We start from the raw sequence: 16,077 nt of genomic DNA, 5'->3' as shown, positions 1-16,077 counted from the left end.
AAGCAGAAAAGTCTGACCAGTGGTGAGACTTTCCTGTACCGCTCACACAATCTGCGGGCGGTTCAAGTCCACGGTGGGAGCTGGCTTGCCAGCGAAGACGTCGGGACTGACAGCACTGTCATCCGCCACCAACCGCAGATTCAGTCGCAATCCCGACGGGCCGTTCTCGGCCCACAGGGTTCCGCCCTGGCGTTGCACCGCGTTCCTCGCGATACTCAGCCCCAACCCAAATCCACCGTCTCCCGGCCGCGAGCCGTCGAGTCGGATGAAGGGCGAGAAGATCCGCTCCAGATCCGCCTCGGCCACGCCGCCACCCTCGTCCTCCAGCCACAGGTGCCAGTAATCGCTATCCCGTCGACCATCGAGGCGCACGATGCCGCCCGGTGGCGAATGTCGAATCGCATTGCGCAGAATGTTTTCCAGTGCCTGGGCCAGGGTATTGAGATTGCCGCGCACCCAGCATGAGGCCTCCACCCCGCACTGCAACTGCCCCATCGGACAGCAGCTTTCGTAGCAGGCGTTTTCCGTGAGCATTTCCCACAGTGCCTGAATCTGGATCGCTTCGTCCGGCAACGGCGCGCGTTCGGTGTCGAGCCAGGCCAGTTGCAGGGTGTCCTCCACCAGTCGCTGCATCACGTCGACTTCGCGACCGATGCGTTCGCGCAACGGTTGCAGCTGCTGCTCGCTTTCGCTGGCGACCCGCAACCGACTCAGGGGCGTGCGCAGTTCGTGGGACAGGTCGCGCAACAGTTGCTGTTGCAGGGCCACGGTGGATTGCAGGCGTTCGGACATCGAATCGAAGGCGCGGGCCAGTTCGCCGAGTTCATCGGGGCGCTGGGTGATGCCGCTCGACAACCGCACATTCAATTGATCGGCACGCCACGCATTGGCCTGCTCGCGCAGATTGTTCAGCGGCACCACCAACAGGCGATACAGGCCGACGCACAGCAGCAAGGTGAACAGACCGGGAATCACACCGTTGGTGATGACCCGCCAGAACACCCGGTATTTGCCCGGCAGAAATCGCTCGGGCAACTCGATCACCAGACTGCCGGCGGTCGGGTCATTGGGAAATGGGACCCGCAGCCACGGCCGGCCCTTTTTGTGAATCGGCCAGTCAAGGCCGCGCAGGAAGGTCAGGCGCTGGAGCTCCTGAACGTTCAACGGCTGGCTGCCCAGCGACTGCAGGTTGCCGCCGATCACGCCGACCCAGCCGGCCTCACGCAACTCCATGCTCTGCAACCAGCTATCGATGCCATCGCGCCCGCCCTGCTGCCAGGCGCGCTCGGCCTCGGAGGCATAACGGCTCAGCGTGCGACGGGCGTCGTCGGAGAGGAACTGGTTGCGCTGTTCCATGTACCGGCCCCAGGACCAGCTCAGCCAGATCATCAACAGACAGAACGCCACCAGCAGGCAGGCAAGTTTCCAGAACAGCGAGTGCCGGCCCGGCAGGTCAGACACTTTCATCGACGGCACTCAGGACGTAACCCTTGCCCCACACCGTGCGTACTTCCCGCTCGGTGTAACCGACCGACTTGAGTTTGCGGCGGATCTGGCTGATGTGCATGTCGAGGCTGCGGTCGTGGGCCGCATAGCCGCGTTGCAGAACGTGCTGATAAAGGAAGGCCTTGCTCAGCACTTCCTCGTCGTTGCGGTTGAGGGTTTCCAGCAGGCGGTATTCGCTGCGAGTCAGGCCGGCGGGCTGGTCGACGTAGAACACATCGCACTGCTCATCGTCGAAACGCAGTCCGCCGACCGGCACCGCCGGAGCGATAGCCGCCGGACGACGGTCGAGGGCGACCCGGCGCAGGATCGCTTCGATCCGCACATGCAGCTCGGCCATGCTGAAGGGTTTGGGCAGATAGTCGTCGGCGCCGAGGCGGAAACCGCTGATACGGTCGGCTTCGGCACCGAGGGCTGACATCAGCAGCACCGGCGTGGAATGGCTCTGACGCAGTTGAGTCAGGACGTTCAATCCATCCAGCCCCGGCAACAGAATGTCCATCAACACCACATCGAACGGCTGGCGCCGGGCAATGCTCAGGCCTTCGCTGCCGTTCTGGCACCAGGTGACCTGGAAGCCGCTGCGGCCCAGTTGTTCATGGACATAGGCACCGAGGACGGGATCGTCTTCGATGGAAAGAATGCGGGGTTGGCCAATAGAGACAGGAGTCATGACTATCTGCAAATAATTCTCAGTTGGGCGATTATTCAAGATTGCCCGGCGCCCGGCAACCCAAGCTTGACCTGTCGGACAGATGACCGGCCTGCAAGTGAACAAACACGACATCATTTTTCCCAAGATTGCCCGCAAGCAAATCGCTACACTGCGCCGATACCGCGTGCCGGACGCACGTGTGAGTCAACGATCAGCGGGATGCAGGAGAAAGGCGTGCTCAAGAAACTGGGAATCAAAGGTCGCGTATTGTTGCTGACCCTGTTGCCGACCAGCCTGATGGCACTGGTGCTGGGCGGGTATTTCACCTGGACGCAGCAGTCCGACCTGCAAACCCAACTGATGCAGCGCGGCGAAATGATCGCCGAGCAACTGGCTCCGCTGGTGGCACCGGCCATGGGCCGCGGCGATGCCGAACTGCTCGAGCGCATCGCCACCCAGTCCCTCGAACAACCAGACGTGCGCGCCGTCACCTTCCTCGCGCCCGATCGCTCTCCCCTCGCCCACGCCGGCCCGACCATGCTCAACCAGGCGCCGAGCGGCGACAGCGCGCACCTGCTGCGACGCAGCGGCAACGATGCCACCCGCTATCTGCTGCCGGTCTTCGGCAAACACCGCAACCTCGCCGGCGAGCTGATCCCGCAAGAGTCCGACCGCCTGCTCGGCTGGGTCGAGCTGGAGCTGTCGCACAACGGCATGCTGTTGCGCGGCTACCGAAGCCTGTTCGCCAGTCTGTTGCTGATTGGTGCGGGACTGGCCGGTGCCGCGCTGCTGGCCTTGCGCATGGGCCGCACGATCAACCGCCCGCTGAGCCAGATCAAACAGGCCGTCGCGCAGCTCAAGGACGGTCACCTGGAAACCCGCCTGCCACCGCTGGGCAGTCAGGAACTGGATGAACTGGCGTCCGGCATCAACCGCATGGCCGGCACCCTGCAGAACGCCCGGGAAGAATTGCAGCACAGCGTCGATCAGGCCACCGAAGACGTGCGCCAGAACCTGGAAACCATCGAGATCCAGAACATCGAGCTGGACCTGGCCCGCAAGGAAGCGCTGGAAGCGAGCCGGATCAAATCCGAATTCCTCGCCAACATGAGCCACGAGATCCGCACGCCGCTCAACGGCATTCTGGGTTTCACCCACCTGTTGCAGAAAAGCGAACTGACCCCGCGCCAGCTCGACTATCTGGGCACCATCGAAAAGTCCGCCGACAGCCTGCTGGGGATCATCAACGAGATCCTCGATTTCTCGAAGATCGAGGCCGGCAAACTGGTGCTCGACCATATTCCGTTCAACCTGCGCGACCTGTTGCAGGACACCCTGACCATCCTCGCCCCCGCCGCCCACGCCAAGCAGCTGGAACTGGTGAGTCTGGTGTACCGCGATACGCCGCTGTCGCTGGTCGGCGATCCGCTGCGGCTCAAGCAGATCCTGACGAATCTGGTGAGCAACGCAATCAAGTTCACCCGCGAGGGCACCATCGTCGCCCGCGCCATGCTCGAAGAAGAAAACGACGACAGCGTGCAGTTGCGCATCAGCATTCAGGACACCGGCATCGGCCTGTCGAACCAGGATGTGCGCGCGTTGTTCCAGGCTTTCAGCCAGGCCGACAATTCGCTGTCGCGCCAACCCGGTGGCACCGGCCTGGGGCTGGTGATTTCCAAGCGCCTGATCGAGCAGATGGGCGGCGAAATCGGCGTCGACAGCACGCCGGGCGAAGGTTCGGAATTCTGGATCAGCCTGAACCTGCCCAAGACCCGCGACGATGCCGAAGACCTGCCCGCCGCGCCGTTGCTCGGGCGCCGGGTGGCGGTGCTGGAAAATCACGAACTGGCGCGTCAGGCCCTGCAGCATCAACTGGAAGACTGCGGCCTCGACGTCACGCCGTTCAACACGTTGGAAAGCCTGACCAATGGCGTTACCGGCGCCCATCAGACCGATCAGGCCATCGATCTGGCGGTGCTCGGCATCACCAGCAACGACATGCCGCCGGAGCGCCTCAACCAGCACATCTGGGACCTTGAGCACCTCGGTTGCCGGGTGCTGGTGTTGTGCCCGACCACCGAGCTGACGCTCTATCACCTTTCGGTGCCCAACCCTCACAGTCAGCTGCAATCGAAACCGGCCTGCACCCGCAAACTGCGCCGGGCCTTGTCGGACATGGTCAACCCGCGCCAGCAGCGCAGCGAACCGGGCGAACCGTTGTCGAGCCGCGCGCCGAAAGTGCTGTGCGTCGACGACAACCCGGCCAACCTGTTGCTGGTGCAGACGCTGCTCGAAGACATGGGCGCCAAGGTGCTGGCCGTGGAAAGCGGTTATGCCGCGGTCAAGGCGGTGCAGAACGAAACCTTCGATCTGGTGCTGATGGACGTGCAGATGCCCGGCATGGACGGACGCCAGAGCACCGAGACGATTCGCCAGTGGGAAAGCGAGCGGCACTGCACGCCGCTGCCGATCGTTGCCCTCACCGCCCACGCCATGGCCAATGAAAAACGCGCGCTGCTGCAAAGCGGCATGGACGACTACCTGACCAAGCCGATCAGCGAGCGGCAACTGGCGCAGGTCGTGCTGAAGTGGACCGGCCTGGCATTGCGCAATCAGGCGCCGGACCGAGGCGGCGAAAGTCTGCTGGGCAATCAGGAACTGCCAATTCTCGATCACGAAGAAGGTTTGCGCCTGGCCGCCGGCAAGGCGGATCTGGCGGCAGACATGCTGGCGATGCTGCTGGCCTCGCTTGAGGCCGATCGCGAAGCCATTCGCACCGCCCGCGACAGTCAGGATCAGAACGGTCTGCTGGAACGGGTGCACCGCCTGCATGGTGCCACCCGTTACTGCGGCGTGCCGCAATTGCGCGCCGCCTGCCAGCGCAGCGAAACCCTGCTCAAGCAGCAGGATCCCAAGGCCTCGACCGCGCTGGACGAGCTGGAACGGGCGATCAATCGTCTGGCGGCCCAGGCGAAGATCAGCGCCTGATCCACGACAATGCCGGTCAACGCCGACGCGGCTAAAGTTGTCGCGGGTGATTTGCGCCCGCGTCGATGCTCCAGGAGGATTTCATGCGCACGATCGTTTTCAGCAGCCAGACCTACGACCGCGACAGTTTCCTCGCCGCCGACTGCCCGGACGGGATCGAACTGCACTTTCAGCCCGCCCGGCTCAGTCTCGATACCGCAGCGTTGGCCGAACATCACGAAGTAGTCTGCGCCTTCATCAACGATGACCTGAGCGCGCCGGTGCTGGAACGTCTGGCCGCCGGCGGCACTCGCCTGATCGCCTTGCGTTCGGCCGGCTACAACCATGTGGATCTGGCCGTCGCCAAACGCCTCGGGCTGGCCGTCGTGCGTGTACCGGCCTACTCGCCCCACGCGGTGGCCGAGCATGCGGTGGCGTTGATCCTCGCCCTCAACCGTTGCCTGCATCGCGCCTACAACCGCACCCGCGAAGGCGATTTCAGCCTGCACGGTCTTACCGGTTTCGATCTGGTGGGCAAGACGGTCGGCATCGTCGGCACCGGACAGATCGGCGCGACCTTCGCGAAAATCATGCACGGCTTCGGCTGCGAACTGCTGGCCTACGACCCTTATCCGAACCCTGCCGTCGAAGCGTTGGGCGCGCGCTACCTGAGCCTGCCGGACCTGCTGGCGCAAGCGCGGATCATCAGCCTGCACTGCCCGCTCAACGAACAGAGCAGACACCTGATCAACCGCAATTCGCTGGCGCACATGCAACCGGGGGCGATGCTGATCAACACCGGGCGCGGCGGTCTGGTGGACACGCCAGCGCTGGTCGACGCCTTGAAGGACGGCCAGCTCGGTTATCTGGGACTGGATGTGTATGAAGAGGAGGCGCAGCTGTTCTTCGAGGACCGTTCCGACCTGCCGCTACAGGACGACGTGCTGGCGCGGCTGCTGACGTTCCCCAATGTGATCGTCACCGCCCATCAGGCGTTTCTGACCCATGAGGCGCTGGGCGCGATTGCCGCGACCACCCTGCACAACATCGCGACCTGGGCGGCGGGTACGCCGCAGAACCAGGTCGAGGGCTGAACGGTCGGACTCAGACCGGAGGTGGCGTCGGGGTAATCGCTACGCACAGGATCAACAGCGCCAGCCAGCCGAACCCCAGTAAACGTTGCTTGAGGGAGTGCCCGCTGCGCAGCAGGAACCAGACAAACACCAGCGGCATCAGAAACGCCATGATCTTCAGCCAGCCTTCCACCGGACGCGAGCCGTCCGGGTTTGCCACGGGCTCGACAGGCTGCGAACGACGACGTCGCCCCGCCGCGGCCGGCATGATCTTCGGCCGCTCGGGGGCCGGTGGCGGAACGTGGGCCTCGGGCACTGCCTTGTTACGCGGAAGGCTGCCAAAGGAAATCGTCGACGCGCCCTTTTCGGCGTGAGACGCCTGCGCCTCTGCCAGCGGAGCCCCGCAATGAATGCACGCCGTGGCTTCGGAGCTGATGCTCCGCTTGCATTCATAACATTCGATCAGCGCCATGTTCCGTTCCTTGAAAATGAAGGCGGCAGTTTGCCACGACTGCGGTGTCGATTTGAACCTGATCGAAGGTCGCACGCGCGCATCATTCTGCAATCAAGCCCGTGCTAGCATGTCGCGCATATTTGGAGGACCCATGGTCGAACACGATTTCCGCTACACCCTGATGAACCCGCAACACACCCTCACCGAATGCCGCGCCCTGGTTCCGGGCCGTTATCAGGTCACCGGCAACGGTGGCTCGATCCGCATCGGCGACGTGCTGGTCGTGACCCTCAAAGGCAGCAAGGACTTGTCCATGCGCCTGACCGTCGACACCGTCCGCCACCTGATCAACCCGCCGGGTCAATGGACTGCCATGACCACCGGCCCGGTGTTCGGTGAACTGGCGATCCACACCTGGCAGGTCAACTGCGACAGCTGCGCCAAGGAGCTGAGCTTCGAATTCGCCGTGGACGCCAAACTGGGCAAGCCTGCGGAAAAACCGGCCGCCACGGCACGTATTGCGGAGCTGGGCTGGAAAGCCGTCGGCGACAAGCATCTGTGCCCGAAATGCCAGGAGCCGGCGTGATGAAACACCTGGCCCTGACCGCTGCTGTCGGCGCCGGCCTGATGGGTTGCGCCGCGGAGCCTGTGCAACTGCAACAGAACCGTAGCTACATTCTGGAATGGATCGGCGAGCGTCCGCTGATGGATTACAGCCACCTGACCGTGACCCTCGGCGATGACGGGCGGGCGTATGGCAATGGCGGCTGCAACCACTGGTTCGCGCCGTACACCCTGGAAGGCGACAAGCTGAGCTTCGGCAAGATCGGCAAGACCCGCAAACTCTGCGCACCGGCGCTCATGGAGCAGGAGCAACGCTTCCTCCAGGCCCTGGAACACGTGGAACGCTGGGATATCTCGCCGATCGAGCAGATGCGCTTCTGGCCGGCTGAAGGCAAGCCATTGCGCTGGTGGCTGGAAGAAGGCTGATCCTGCTGCCCTGAATGATCGTTCCCACGCTCTGCGTGGGAATGCATCCCGTGACGCTCTGCGTCACAGCGGACGCGGAGCGTCCGGGGCGGCGTTACCACGCGGAGCGTGGGAACGATCAGCGACGATCAGCCAAGGCAAATCAGTTGGTCGCCTGCAACGCCTCAAGCTTGGCCATCACCCCCGCCGCCGTCTGCTCACCCATCAACTGCTCCCGCACCTTGCCCTTGTTGTCGATGATGTAGGTCACCGGCAAGGCCTCACTGCGCGGCAGTTCGAACAGTTCCGCTGGGTCCTGCGCCAGTACGGTGAATTTGATGCCCAGTTTTTCGCTGGCGCTCTTCAGCTCTTCACCCTGCACGTTGTCGAAGTTGACCCCGAACACGCCGATTTTCTTGCCCTTGAGCTCTTCGGCCAGATGGTTGAGTTCCGGGATTTCCGTGCGGCACGGGCCGCACCATTCGGCCCAGTAGTTGAGCACGACCCATTGTTTGTCGAGGCGCTCGGACGCCACTTTCTGCCCGTTCTGGTCGATGCCGTAGTCGTTACCGCAGCCCCCCAGCATCAACGCCCCGATGATCGTCAATGCCGCTGCCAGTGCCCGTGTCATGTTGTGTTCCTTGTGAAAAATTGAATGCGCCTGCGACCCATCGCCTCCCAAGGTTCTGGATTGCGCGCTGCACAGTTAGAATAGCCGCCACTCTACGCAAGAAGCGACCCGCCCATGACCGATCTGACGCTTTATCACAACCCGCGCTGCTCGAAATCCCGCGGTGCGCTCGAACTCCTCGAAGCCCGCGGCCTGACGCCAAACGTGGTGCGCTACCTCGAAACTCCGCTGGACGCCGCGCAGATCAAGGCGCTGCTCGGCAAGCTGGGAATCAGCGCACGGCAACTGCTGCGCACCGGCGAAGACGAATACAAGACCCTGAACCTGGCCGACGCCAGTCTCACCGAAAAACAATTGATCGAAGCCATCGCGGCACATCCGAAGTTGATGGAGCGACCGATTCTCGAAGCCGGCGACAAAGCCATTATCGGCCGTCCACCGGAGCAGATCCTGGAGCTGCTGCCGTGAGTGCGCCGTACATTCTGGTTCTGTATTACAGCCGCAGCGGCTCGACCAACGAGATGGCCCGGCAGATTGCCCGTGGCGTCGAGCAGGCGGGCCTCGAAGCACGCCTGCGCACCGTGCCGGCGATCTCCACCGAGTGTGAAGCCGTGGCACCGGACATTCCGGATGAAGGCGCGCTGTACGCCACATTGGATGACCTGAAGAACTGCGCCGGCCTGGCCCTCGGCAGCCCGACCCGTTTCGGCAACATGGCCGCGCCGCTCAAGTACTTCCTCGATGGCACCAGCAACCTGTGGCTGACCGGCGCGCTGGTCGGCAAGCCGGCCGGGGTGTTTACCTCCACCGCCAGCCTGCATGGCGGCCAGGAAACTACCCTGTTGTCGATGATGCTGCCGCTGCTGCACCACGGCATGCTGATCACCGGCCTGCCCTACAGCGAATCGGCGCTGCTGGAAACCCAGGGCGGCGGCACGCCGTACGGCGCCAGCCATCACGCCGGGGCCGACGGTAAAAGTGGTCTCGATCAGCACGAAGTGGCGCTGTGCCGCGCACTCGGCGCACGTCTGGCCAAGACCGCCCAGAAACTGGGGAACTGAGATGGCCAGAAAGCCGAAAGTCCTGCCCGCCGTCGAATGGCTGGAGCCACGGGTGCGGGCCATGCGGGTGATCAGTCTGCTGTGCTTTTTCGGCCTGGCTGGATTGCTCGCCGCGTATTACCTGGTGTTCGCCGACCTGCACGGCGCGCGGCCGTGGGTGATTCTGCTGATCGAGCTGATCCCATGGGTCGTGCTCGCACCGGGCATGATCATGGGCAGCGCACGCGGGCATTCGTGGATGTGCTTTGTGGTGAACCTGTATTTCATCAAGGGCGCGCTGGCCGCATACGACCCGAGCCGGCAGCTGTTCGGCGTGCTGGAGATGATCGCCAGTCTGGCGGTGTTCTGCTCGGCGTTGCTGTATGTGCGGTGGCGGTATCAGCTGAACCGCAAACTGGCGGGCGAAGGCGAAATCTCCGTCGCCTGACAGACCGCTATCGCTGGCAAGCCAGCTCCCACAGGTTTCGGGATCGTTCCCACGCTCTGCGTGGGAATGCCGCCCGGGACGCTCTGCGTCCCTGAGACGCGGAGCGTCTCTTTATGCATTCCCACGCAGAGCGTGGGAACGATCACTCTGAGCTCAATGGTTGACGGTGTAAGCCAGCATCATCGAGATCTGGCTCATCGGCCGTCCGCCACTCTCTTCATGCCACTGGTTAAACGCGTTCTGCACTGTCGCCAGATCCCGCAGGCTGGTGGGTGCCTTGTCGACGATCTTCTGTGCATTCAACGCCGCGACCACGTCGTAGCTCGGCACAAAGGTGTCCTTGCCAACCATCCGCAAAAACCGTGGCGCCGACAGCCCGCCCAATTGATGGCCGTGCTTTTTCAGGTAGGTCCACAGGCCGACGATGTCGGTCACCGGCCAGTCGGCCAGCAACGCGCCGAAACTGCCCTTTTCTTTCTCGACGTCCAGAATGAACTGCGCATTGCGCGGCACACTCTTGAGCTTGCCCAGATGACGGATGATCCGCGCATCCTGCATCAGCCGCTCAAGGTGTTCGGCACTCATCAACACGACCTTTTCCGGGTCGAACTTGAAGAACACTTCCTCGAAGGCCGGCCACTTGGCGTCCACCAGACTGTGCTTGAGCCCGGCACGAAACACCCGCAGGGCCATGGTCGAGAGATAACGGTCGTCGCTGATCTTGCGCAGTTGCGCCGGGGTCTTGGGAACGGGCAGATGGGCTTCCAGTTCAGCCGCCGAACCGAAGCGGTTCAGACAGTATTCGTGCAGCCACTTGTAGTCGCGCATGCCCTCTCCTAAAAAATGAATTGAAAACGGCGCCCGCGAGCGCCGTTTCTTTCGAGCGATCAGATCACTTACAGGTTCACCACATTGACGAAACGCGAAGCCGCCGTCTCGTCGATCTTCAGGCTGGTGAAGTCAAACAGGTTACGGTCAGCCAGTTGCGACGGGATCACGTTCTGCAGGCTGCGGAAAATACTCTCGGTACGGCCCGGGGTCTTGCGTTCCCAGTCCTGGAGCATTTCCTTGACCACCTGACGCTGCAGGTTTTCCTGGGAGCCGCAAAGGTTGCACGGGATGATCGGGAATTGCTTGAAGTCCGAGTAGGCCTGGATGTCTTTCTCGTTGCAGTAGGCCAGCGGACGGATCACCACGTTGCGACCATCGTCGGCGCGCAGCTTCGGCGGCATGGCCTTGAGACTGCCGTTGAAGAACATGTTGAGGAAGAATGTCTCGACGATGTCGTCGCGATGATGACCGAGAGCCATTTTGGTCGCGCCGATTTCGTCGGCGAAGGTGTACAGCGTGCCGCGACGCAGGCGCGAGCACAGCGAGCAGGTGGTCTTGCCTTCCGGGATCAGTTCCTTGACCACCGAGTAGGTGTCCTTCTCGACAATGTGGTACTCGATGCCCAGCTCTTTCAGGTAGGCCGGCAGCACGTGCTCGGGGAAGCCCGGCTGCTTCTGGTCCATGTTCACGGCGACGATCTCGAACTTGATCGGTGCAACCTTCTGCAGGTGCATCAGCACGTCGAGCATGGTGTAGCTGTCCTTGCCCCCGGACAGGCAGACCATGACCTTGTCGCCGTCTTCGATCATGTTGAAGTCGGTGACGGCTTCGCCGGCCAGGCGGCGCAGGCGCTTTTGCAGTTTGTTCTGGTTGACCGTAAGAGTGCCCATGACGCGAAATCCGTGAGGTGTGACGAAAGGCGGGCATTTTACGCAAAAACACTGGGCTTGTGGCCACAGGTTGTCGCCGCTCGCAGCGCCCTTCTACACAGACCTCGACGCGATTACCCCGAGGTTTTACAGCGCGATTTGCTCTAAGCCCCTATCACCTGTGCGGTTAAGACCTTTCTATACTGCGACATAAGGTCGCACACAATCTGAAGACCTGTATTTGCTCGGCCGCATTGGCCCGTAGGCGCTCCGCTGGGGGGCGATGGCAATAACGAGAGGAGTGACTGGCATGATCCATCACGTAGTGGGACTTTTTACCCACCCCGATCAGGAATGGAAGGAAATCCGTGGCGACCAGGAAGAAAGCATCAGCCACATGTACCTGACGCACACGCTGATTCTGGCGGCGATCCCCGCTGTTTCGGCCTTTATCGGCACCACCCAGGTCGGCTGGGTGATCGGCAACCGCGCACCGGTGATGCTCACCGTCGAAAGCGCGTTGTGGATGACGATCATGTCTTATCTGGCAATGCTCGGCGGGGTCGCGGTCATGGGTGCCTTCGTGCACTGGATGGCCCGCACCTATGACGCCAACCCGAGCCTGGCCCGTTGCGTGGCATTTGCCACCTACACCGCGACACCGTTGTTCGTCGGCGGGCTGGCGGCGCTCTACCCGCACATGTGGCTGGGGATGATCGTCGGCACGGCGGCCATCTGCTACACGGTGTACCTGCTGTATGTGGGGCTGCCGACCTTCATGAACATTCCGTCCGACGAGGGTTTCCTGTTTTCCAGCTCGGTACTGGCGGTGGGTCTGGTGGTGCTGGTGGCCATCATGGCGTTCACCGTGATTGTCTGGGGACTGGGCGTGGGGCCCGTCTACACCAATTAGCAATCGGTTCATCCCGACAAAAACAAGATCCGCCAACACAGGCCGCCGCAAGGCGGCCTTCTCGTGCCGGTTGAAAAAGAGCGACGACCATTCGGCAGTTCGACGATTCGCAACGCCCCGGGGTTGCGGCATACTCGACGCCTCTGGAGATCCATCAAGCATGCCCGAGCAACTCAATACCCGCGTCGAAGACTGTTTCCAACTCGCTGAATCCTTTTTCAAACGTCCTTTCAAACGCCCCGTGGTGAGCCTCAAGCTGCGCGGGCAAAAAGCCGGGGTCGCGCATCTGCACGAGAACCTGCTGCGCTTCAATCCGCAGCTGTACCGGGAAAACACCGAACATTTCCTCAAGCAGACCGTGGCCCATGAAGTCGCGCACCTGATCGCCCATCAACTGTTCGGCGACCGCATCCAGCCCCACGGCGAGGAGTGGCAACTGATCATGCGCGGCGTTTACGAATTGCCGCCGGACCGCTGCCATACCTATGAAGTCAAACGCCGCAGCGTGACCCGCTACATCTATAAGTGCCCGTGTGCGGATAGCGATTTTCCGTTTTCGGCGCAGCGCCATAGTCTGGTCCGGCAGGGGCGGCGCTATCTGTGCCGGCGCTGTCGCAACACGCTGGTGTTCAGTGGCGAGATGCGGGTCGAGTAAGTCCCCACCTCGTTCCCACGCTCTGCGTGGGAATGTATCCCGTGATGCTCTGCGTCACAGTGGACGCAGAGCGTCCATGGCGGCATTCCCACGCAGAGCGTGGGAACGAGCTACAAAACCACTTTCGCGGCACGTAGTTCGGCAATCCGCTCAGCACTCAACCCCAACTCCGCCAACACCTGATCCGTATGCTGCCCCAGCGCCGCTCCCACATGCCGCGGCGCCGGCAATGCCTCGGAAAATTTCAGCGGACAAGCGATCTGCGCCTGCGCCGAGCCATCCCCACGCGGCACCTGCGTCACCAGTTCCCGCGCCTGCAATTGCGGATGCTGCACCGCCTCGCCCAGATTCAATACCGGTTCGACACAGGCATCGATCCCGGCGAACAGCTCGCACAGTTCGGCAAAGTCATGCTTCTCGAACTCGACCTTCAAGGCGTCCTTGAGCGCCCGTTGCTGTTCGGGTTTGGGTGACAAGCCCTGCGCCGCCAGTTCCGGCCGCCCCAGCGCCGCACACAGTTGCTGCATGAAGGCCGGTTCCAGACTGCCCACCGACATCCAGCGCCCGTCGCGAGAGCGGTAGTAATCGTAGAAGCTGCCGCCATTGAGCATCTGATCTTCCCAGCCCGGCTCCTCGCCGCAGGCCAGATAACCGGCACCCGCCATGGCGTTCAGGCTGAACGCGCAGTCGGTCATGCTCACGTCCAGATGGGTGCCCTGCCCGGTTTGCTGGCGGGAAATCACCGCTGCCAGCAGACCGATCACCCCGTGCAGCGAGCCGCCCGCGACGTCCGCCACCTGCATGCCCAGCGGCAAGGGCCCGCTGTCGGCGCGCCCGGTGTAACTGGAGAGCCCGGCCAGCGCCAAGTAGTTGATGTCGTGACCGGCGCGATCCCTGTACGGTCCGGTCTGGCCGTAACCGGTGATCGACACGTAAATCAGCTTCGGATTGATCGCCTTCAGCGTCTCGTAACCCAGCCCCAGCCGCTCCATCACTCCGGGTCGGAATTGCTCCAGCACGATGTCGTAATCCACCAGCAGCTGCTTCACCAGCTCCAGCGCCTCGGGCTGCTTGAGGTCCAGGGCCAGGCTGCGCTTGTTGCGATTGAGATAAGCGTGACTGGCCGAGACACCGTGATCGTGGGGCGGCAACACCCGCACCAGGTCGAGGCGGGTCGGCGATTCGATGCGCAGTACCTCGGCGCCCATGTCCGCCAGCAGCAGCGAGGCGAACGGCCCCGGCAGCAGGGTCGAGAAATCCAGAATCTTCAGTGAGGCCAGCGGTGCAGACATGGGCATTCTCCATCAACGATGCATGCAGCCTAGGCAGCCATCGGCGATGGGGCAATTACCGGATCCATCAGTTGCGCTGACCGTTGCGCTCAAACAGCAGACAAGAAAAAACCCGCCGAAGCGGGTTTTTCCATTCGAGCGATGCTTACTTCACATTGCTCGGGGTCGGGCCTTCGGCCACGCCCAGGTCGTCTTCTTGACGCTCGTCAGAGATACCGCGACCGCCCGAGGCCAGCTCGGATTGCAGCACGTCGGTGTCCAGCTCCTTGACCCACTTGGCCACGACGATAGTCGCTACGGCGTTGCCGACCAGGTTGGTCAGGGCGCGGGCTTCGGACATGAAGCGGTCGATACCGAGGATCAGCGCCAGACCGGCCACCGGCAGGTGACCTACGGCCGACAGGGTGGCCGCCAGTACGATGAAGCCCGAACCGGTCACACCGGCTGCGCCTTTGGAGGACAGCAGCAGCACCAGCAGCAGGGTGATCTGATGGGTGATGTCCATGTGGGTGTCGGTCGCCTGAGCGATGAACACGGCCGCCATGGTCAGGTAGATCGAGGTACCGTCGAGGTTGAACGAGTAGCCGGTCGGGATGACCAGACCTACCACCGATTTCTTCGCGCCCAGACGTTCCATCTTGATCAGCATGCGTGGCAGCGCCGATTCCGACGAGGACGTACCCAGTACGATCAACAGCTCTTCACGGATGTAGCGCACCAGTTTGAACACGCTGAAACCGTGAGCCCGGCAGATCGCACCCAGCACCAGCACGACGAACAGTACGCAGGTGATGTAGAAGCAGATCATCAGCTGACCCAGCTGCACCAGCGAGCCGACACCGTAGGCACCGATGGTGAACGCCATGGCGCCCAGCGCACCGAGTGGCGCCAGTTTCATGATCATGTTGATGATGTTGAACATCACGTGGGCGAAGCGATCGATCATGTCCAGCAGCGGACGACCGTATGAACCCAGGCGATGCAGCGCATAGCCGAAGATCACCGAGAACATCAACACTTGCAGGATGTCACCGGTGGCGAATGCGCCGACGATGGTGTTCGGGATCACGTTGAGGAGGAAGCCAACGATGCTCTGGTCTTTACTGGCCGTCACATAAGTGGCGATTTTCGAGGCGTCCAGGGTGGTGACGTCGATGTGCATGCCGGCGCCCGGTTGCACAACGTTGACCACGACCAGACCGATCAGCAGGGCAATGGTGGAAACGATTTCGAAGTACAGCAGCGCGTAGCCGCCGGTCTTGCCCACGGATTTCATGTTCTGCATGCCGGCGATGCCGCTGACAACGGTACAGAAGATGATCGGCGCAATGACCATTTTGATCAGTTTGATGAACCCGTCACCCAGTGGCTTGAGCGCCACACCGGTCTGTGGGTAGAAGTGACCGAGCAGGATGCCGATGGCGATGGCAACGATCACCTGGAAATACAGGGATTTGTACAGTGGCTGACGAGTCGTCATTGCAAAGTTCCTCAAGAGTCCCGCGTGGCAACATCCATCTGTTGAACGCGAAACCTGAATTGCGAACCCTCCTGCACTGGAGGGATTTGTTGTGTCGAACGGCGCTTTTCCGGACCGGCTCGGCGCACGCTTCTGTGGCTCTTATCGCAAACGTCGTGCCACTTTGGTGCAAATCGCTGCAAGCCTTTTGATATCAGGGGATACGGGTTTTTCTGTGTCACCGTTCGGTGACTCAAGTGTGGCGGATTTCCGCCAACTCGCCCGACCTCGTCCTACAATTTGGCGGAAATCCGCCTT

17 protein-coding genes are annotated in these 16,077 nt (G+C 62.2%); 9 read left to right on the top strand and 8 right to left on the bottom strand.

Annotation, left to right across the window (positions count from 1 at the left end; all coding sequences use genetic code 11):
• Nucleotides 1–42 precede the first annotated feature (42 nt).
• Both ACM6JM_RS14910 and ACM6JM_RS14905 read right to left on the bottom strand, forming a co-directional pair.
• Nucleotides 43–1,467, bottom strand: coding sequence for a histidine kinase sensor domain-containing protein (locus ACM6JM_RS14910; RefSeq protein ID WP_414882123.1), 1,425 nt, complete (start codon nucleotides 1,465–1,467; stop codon nucleotides 43–45).
• Nucleotides 1,454–2,176 carry a response regulator transcription factor gene (locus ACM6JM_RS14905; RefSeq protein ID WP_074688162.1) on the bottom strand — a complete coding sequence of 241 codons (723 nt, stop codon included), beginning with the start codon at nucleotides 2,174–2,176 and terminating at the stop codon, nucleotides 1,454–1,456. Before ACM6JM_RS14905 ends, ACM6JM_RS14910 begins: the two co-directional genes overlap by 14 nt.
• Before the next feature lie 216 nt (nucleotides 2,177–2,392).
• On the opposite strand from ACM6JM_RS14905, the gene ACM6JM_RS14900 reads away from it, so the two are divergent.
• The gene (locus ACM6JM_RS14900; protein WP_074688520.1) at nucleotides 2,393–5,146 is read left to right on the top strand and encodes a response regulator; all 2,754 of its coding nucleotides are present in this window, start codon (nucleotides 2,393–2,395) and stop codon (nucleotides 5,144–5,146) included.
• Nucleotides 5,147–5,229: 83 nt separating this feature from the next.
• On the top strand, nucleotides 5,230–6,219 hold the full coding sequence (locus ACM6JM_RS14895) for a 2-hydroxyacid dehydrogenase (protein ID WP_414882122.1): 990 nt from the start codon (nucleotides 5,230–5,232) through the stop codon (nucleotides 6,217–6,219).
• A 10-nt stretch (nucleotides 6,220–6,229) separates the two neighbouring features.
• On the opposite strand, the gene ACM6JM_RS14890 is transcribed toward ACM6JM_RS14895, so the two are convergent.
• Nucleotides 6,230–6,670 (bottom strand): hypothetical protein, encoded by a 441-nt coding sequence (locus ACM6JM_RS14890; protein WP_074688522.1) that lies wholly within the window; start codon nucleotides 6,668–6,670, stop codon nucleotides 6,230–6,232.
• Between the two features lie 133 nt (nucleotides 6,671–6,803).
• Between ACM6JM_RS14890 and ACM6JM_RS14885 the strand changes: the two genes are divergently transcribed.
• Both ACM6JM_RS14885 and ACM6JM_RS14880 read left to right on the top strand, forming a co-directional pair.
• On the top strand, nucleotides 6,804–7,238 hold the full coding sequence (locus ACM6JM_RS14885; protein WP_007957770.1) for a hypothetical protein: 435 nt from the start codon (nucleotides 6,804–6,806) through the stop codon (nucleotides 7,236–7,238).
• Nucleotides 7,238–7,642: an META domain-containing protein gene (locus ACM6JM_RS14880; RefSeq protein WP_007957769.1), complete on the top strand. Its 405-nt coding sequence runs from the start codon at nucleotides 7,238–7,240 to the stop codon at nucleotides 7,640–7,642. The genes ACM6JM_RS14885 and ACM6JM_RS14880 overlap by 1 nt, the downstream gene beginning before the upstream one ends.
• 142 nt (nucleotides 7,643–7,784) lie before the next feature.
• Here the strand turns inward: ACM6JM_RS14880 and ACM6JM_RS14875 are convergent, their stop codons facing one another.
• Nucleotides 7,785–8,252, bottom strand: coding sequence for a TlpA disulfide reductase family protein (locus ACM6JM_RS14875; RefSeq protein WP_039772883.1), 468 nt, complete (start codon nucleotides 8,250–8,252; stop codon nucleotides 7,785–7,787).
• 114 nt (nucleotides 8,253–8,366) lie between these two features.
• Here ACM6JM_RS14875 and arsC point away from each other — a divergent pair, with 114 nt between their 5' ends.
• From arsC to ACM6JM_RS14860, 3 genes are read left to right on the top strand one after another with little or no spacing between them, the layout of a single operon-like run.
• Nucleotides 8,367–8,720, top strand: coding sequence for an arsenate reductase (glutaredoxin) (gene arsC / locus ACM6JM_RS14870; protein WP_039772884.1), 354 nt, complete (start codon nucleotides 8,367–8,369; stop codon nucleotides 8,718–8,720).
• Entirely contained in the window at nucleotides 8,717–9,313 is a 597-nt protein-coding gene (gene wrbA / locus ACM6JM_RS14865; protein WP_007957765.1) for an NAD(P)H:quinone oxidoreductase, read from the top strand. The genes arsC and wrbA overlap by 4 nt, the downstream gene beginning before the upstream one ends.
• A gap of 1 nt (nucleotide 9,314) precedes the next feature.
• Nucleotides 9,315–9,740 carry a DUF2069 domain-containing protein gene (locus ACM6JM_RS14860; RefSeq protein ID WP_074688166.1) on the top strand — a complete coding sequence of 142 codons (426 nt, stop codon included), beginning with the start codon at nucleotides 9,315–9,317 and terminating at the stop codon, nucleotides 9,738–9,740.
• Nucleotides 9,741–9,893: 153 nt separating this feature from the next.
• Here the strand turns inward: ACM6JM_RS14860 and ACM6JM_RS14855 are convergent, their stop codons facing one another.
• Together ACM6JM_RS14855 and ttcA are read right to left on the bottom strand one after the other, a co-directional pair.
• Nucleotides 9,894–10,568 (bottom strand): DNA-3-methyladenine glycosylase I, encoded by a 675-nt coding sequence (locus ACM6JM_RS14855; protein WP_039772888.1) that lies wholly within the window; start codon nucleotides 10,566–10,568, stop codon nucleotides 9,894–9,896.
• Between the two features lie 68 nt (nucleotides 10,569–10,636).
• Nucleotides 10,637–11,461 (bottom strand): tRNA 2-thiocytidine(32) synthetase TtcA, encoded by an 825-nt coding sequence (gene ttcA / locus ACM6JM_RS14850; protein WP_011335493.1) that lies wholly within the window; start codon nucleotides 11,459–11,461, stop codon nucleotides 10,637–10,639.
• Nucleotides 11,462–11,750: 289 nt separating this feature from the next.
• Between ttcA and ACM6JM_RS14845 the strand changes: the two genes are divergently transcribed.
• A complete protein-coding gene (locus tag ACM6JM_RS14845) occupies nucleotides 11,751–12,353 on the top strand; it encodes a Yip1 family protein (RefSeq protein ID WP_007957761.1) in 603 nt (200 codons plus the stop codon).
• Nucleotides 12,354–12,513: 160 nt separating this feature from the next.
• The gene (locus ACM6JM_RS14840) at nucleotides 12,514–13,008 is read left to right on the top strand and encodes a SprT family zinc-dependent metalloprotease (RefSeq protein ID WP_007957760.1); all 495 of its coding nucleotides are present in this window, start codon (nucleotides 12,514–12,516) and stop codon (nucleotides 13,006–13,008) included.
• Nucleotides 13,009–13,118: 110 nt separating this feature from the next.
• Here ACM6JM_RS14840 and ACM6JM_RS14835 read toward each other — a convergent pair whose 3' ends face one another.
• Entirely contained in the window at nucleotides 13,119–14,300 is a 1,182-nt protein-coding gene (locus ACM6JM_RS14835) for a CaiB/BaiF CoA transferase family protein (protein ID WP_414882121.1), read from the bottom strand.
• Nucleotides 14,301–14,445: 145 nt separating this feature from the next.
• Entirely contained in the window at nucleotides 14,446–15,780 is a 1,335-nt protein-coding gene (locus tag ACM6JM_RS14830; RefSeq protein ID WP_039772890.1) for a dicarboxylate/amino acid:cation symporter, read from the bottom strand.
• Nucleotides 15,781–16,077: the final 297 nt, after the last annotated feature.

Source organism: Pseudomonas sp. IT-P2, assembly GCF_949767575.1.
Taxonomy (GTDB): domain Bacteria; phylum Pseudomonadota; class Gammaproteobacteria; order Pseudomonadales; family Pseudomonadaceae; genus Aquipseudomonas; species Aquipseudomonas pharyngis.
This window is presented reverse-complemented; position numbering and strand designations above follow the sequence as displayed.

Bases quoted from the DNA above. Each gene is read 5' to 3' on its own strand.
- ACM6JM_RS14905 (WP_074688162.1), bottom strand. From the start codon at position 2,176: ATGACTCCTGTCTCTATTGGCCAACCCCGCATTCTTTCCATCGAAGAC.
- ACM6JM_RS14880 (WP_007957769.1), top strand. From the start codon at position 7,238: ATGAAACACCTGGCCCTGACCGCTGCTGTCGGCGCCGGCCTGATGGGT.
- ACM6JM_RS14855 (WP_039772888.1), bottom strand. From the start codon at position 10,568: ATGCGCGACTACAAGTGGCTGCACGAATACTGTCTGAACCGCTTCGGT.
- ACM6JM_RS14840 (WP_007957760.1), top strand. From the start codon at position 12,514: ATGCCCGAGCAACTCAATACCCGCGTCGAAGACTGTTTCCAACTCGCT.
- ACM6JM_RS14895 (WP_414882122.1), top strand. From the start codon at position 5,230: ATGCGCACGATCGTTTTCAGCAGCCAGACCTACGACCGCGACAGTTTC.
- ACM6JM_RS14830 (WP_039772890.1), bottom strand. From the start codon at position 15,780: ATGACGACTCGTCAGCCACTGTACAAATCCCTGTATTTCCAGGTGATC.
- ACM6JM_RS14885 (WP_007957770.1), top strand. From the start codon at position 6,804: ATGGTCGAACACGATTTCCGCTACACCCTGATGAACCCGCAACACACC.
- arsC (WP_039772884.1), top strand. From the start codon at position 8,367: ATGACCGATCTGACGCTTTATCACAACCCGCGCTGCTCGAAATCCCGC.
- ACM6JM_RS14910 (WP_414882123.1), bottom strand. From the start codon at position 1,467: ATGAAAGTGTCTGACCTGCCGGGCCGGCACTCGCTGTTCTGGAAACTT.
- ACM6JM_RS14875 (WP_039772883.1), bottom strand. From the start codon at position 8,252: ATGACACGGGCACTGGCAGCGGCATTGACGATCATCGGGGCGTTGATG.
- ACM6JM_RS14890 (WP_074688522.1), bottom strand. From the start codon at position 6,670: ATGGCGCTGATCGAATGTTATGAATGCAAGCGGAGCATCAGCTCCGAA.
- ACM6JM_RS14845 (WP_007957761.1), top strand. From the start codon at position 11,751: ATGATCCATCACGTAGTGGGACTTTTTACCCACCCCGATCAGGAATGG.
- ACM6JM_RS14860 (WP_074688166.1), top strand. From the start codon at position 9,315: ATGGCCAGAAAGCCGAAAGTCCTGCCCGCCGTCGAATGGCTGGAGCCA.
- ttcA (WP_011335493.1), bottom strand. From the start codon at position 11,461: ATGGGCACTCTTACGGTCAACCAGAACAAACTGCAAAAGCGCCTGCGC.
- ACM6JM_RS14835 (WP_414882121.1), bottom strand. From the start codon at position 14,300: ATGTCTGCACCGCTGGCCTCACTGAAGATTCTGGATTTCTCGACCCTG.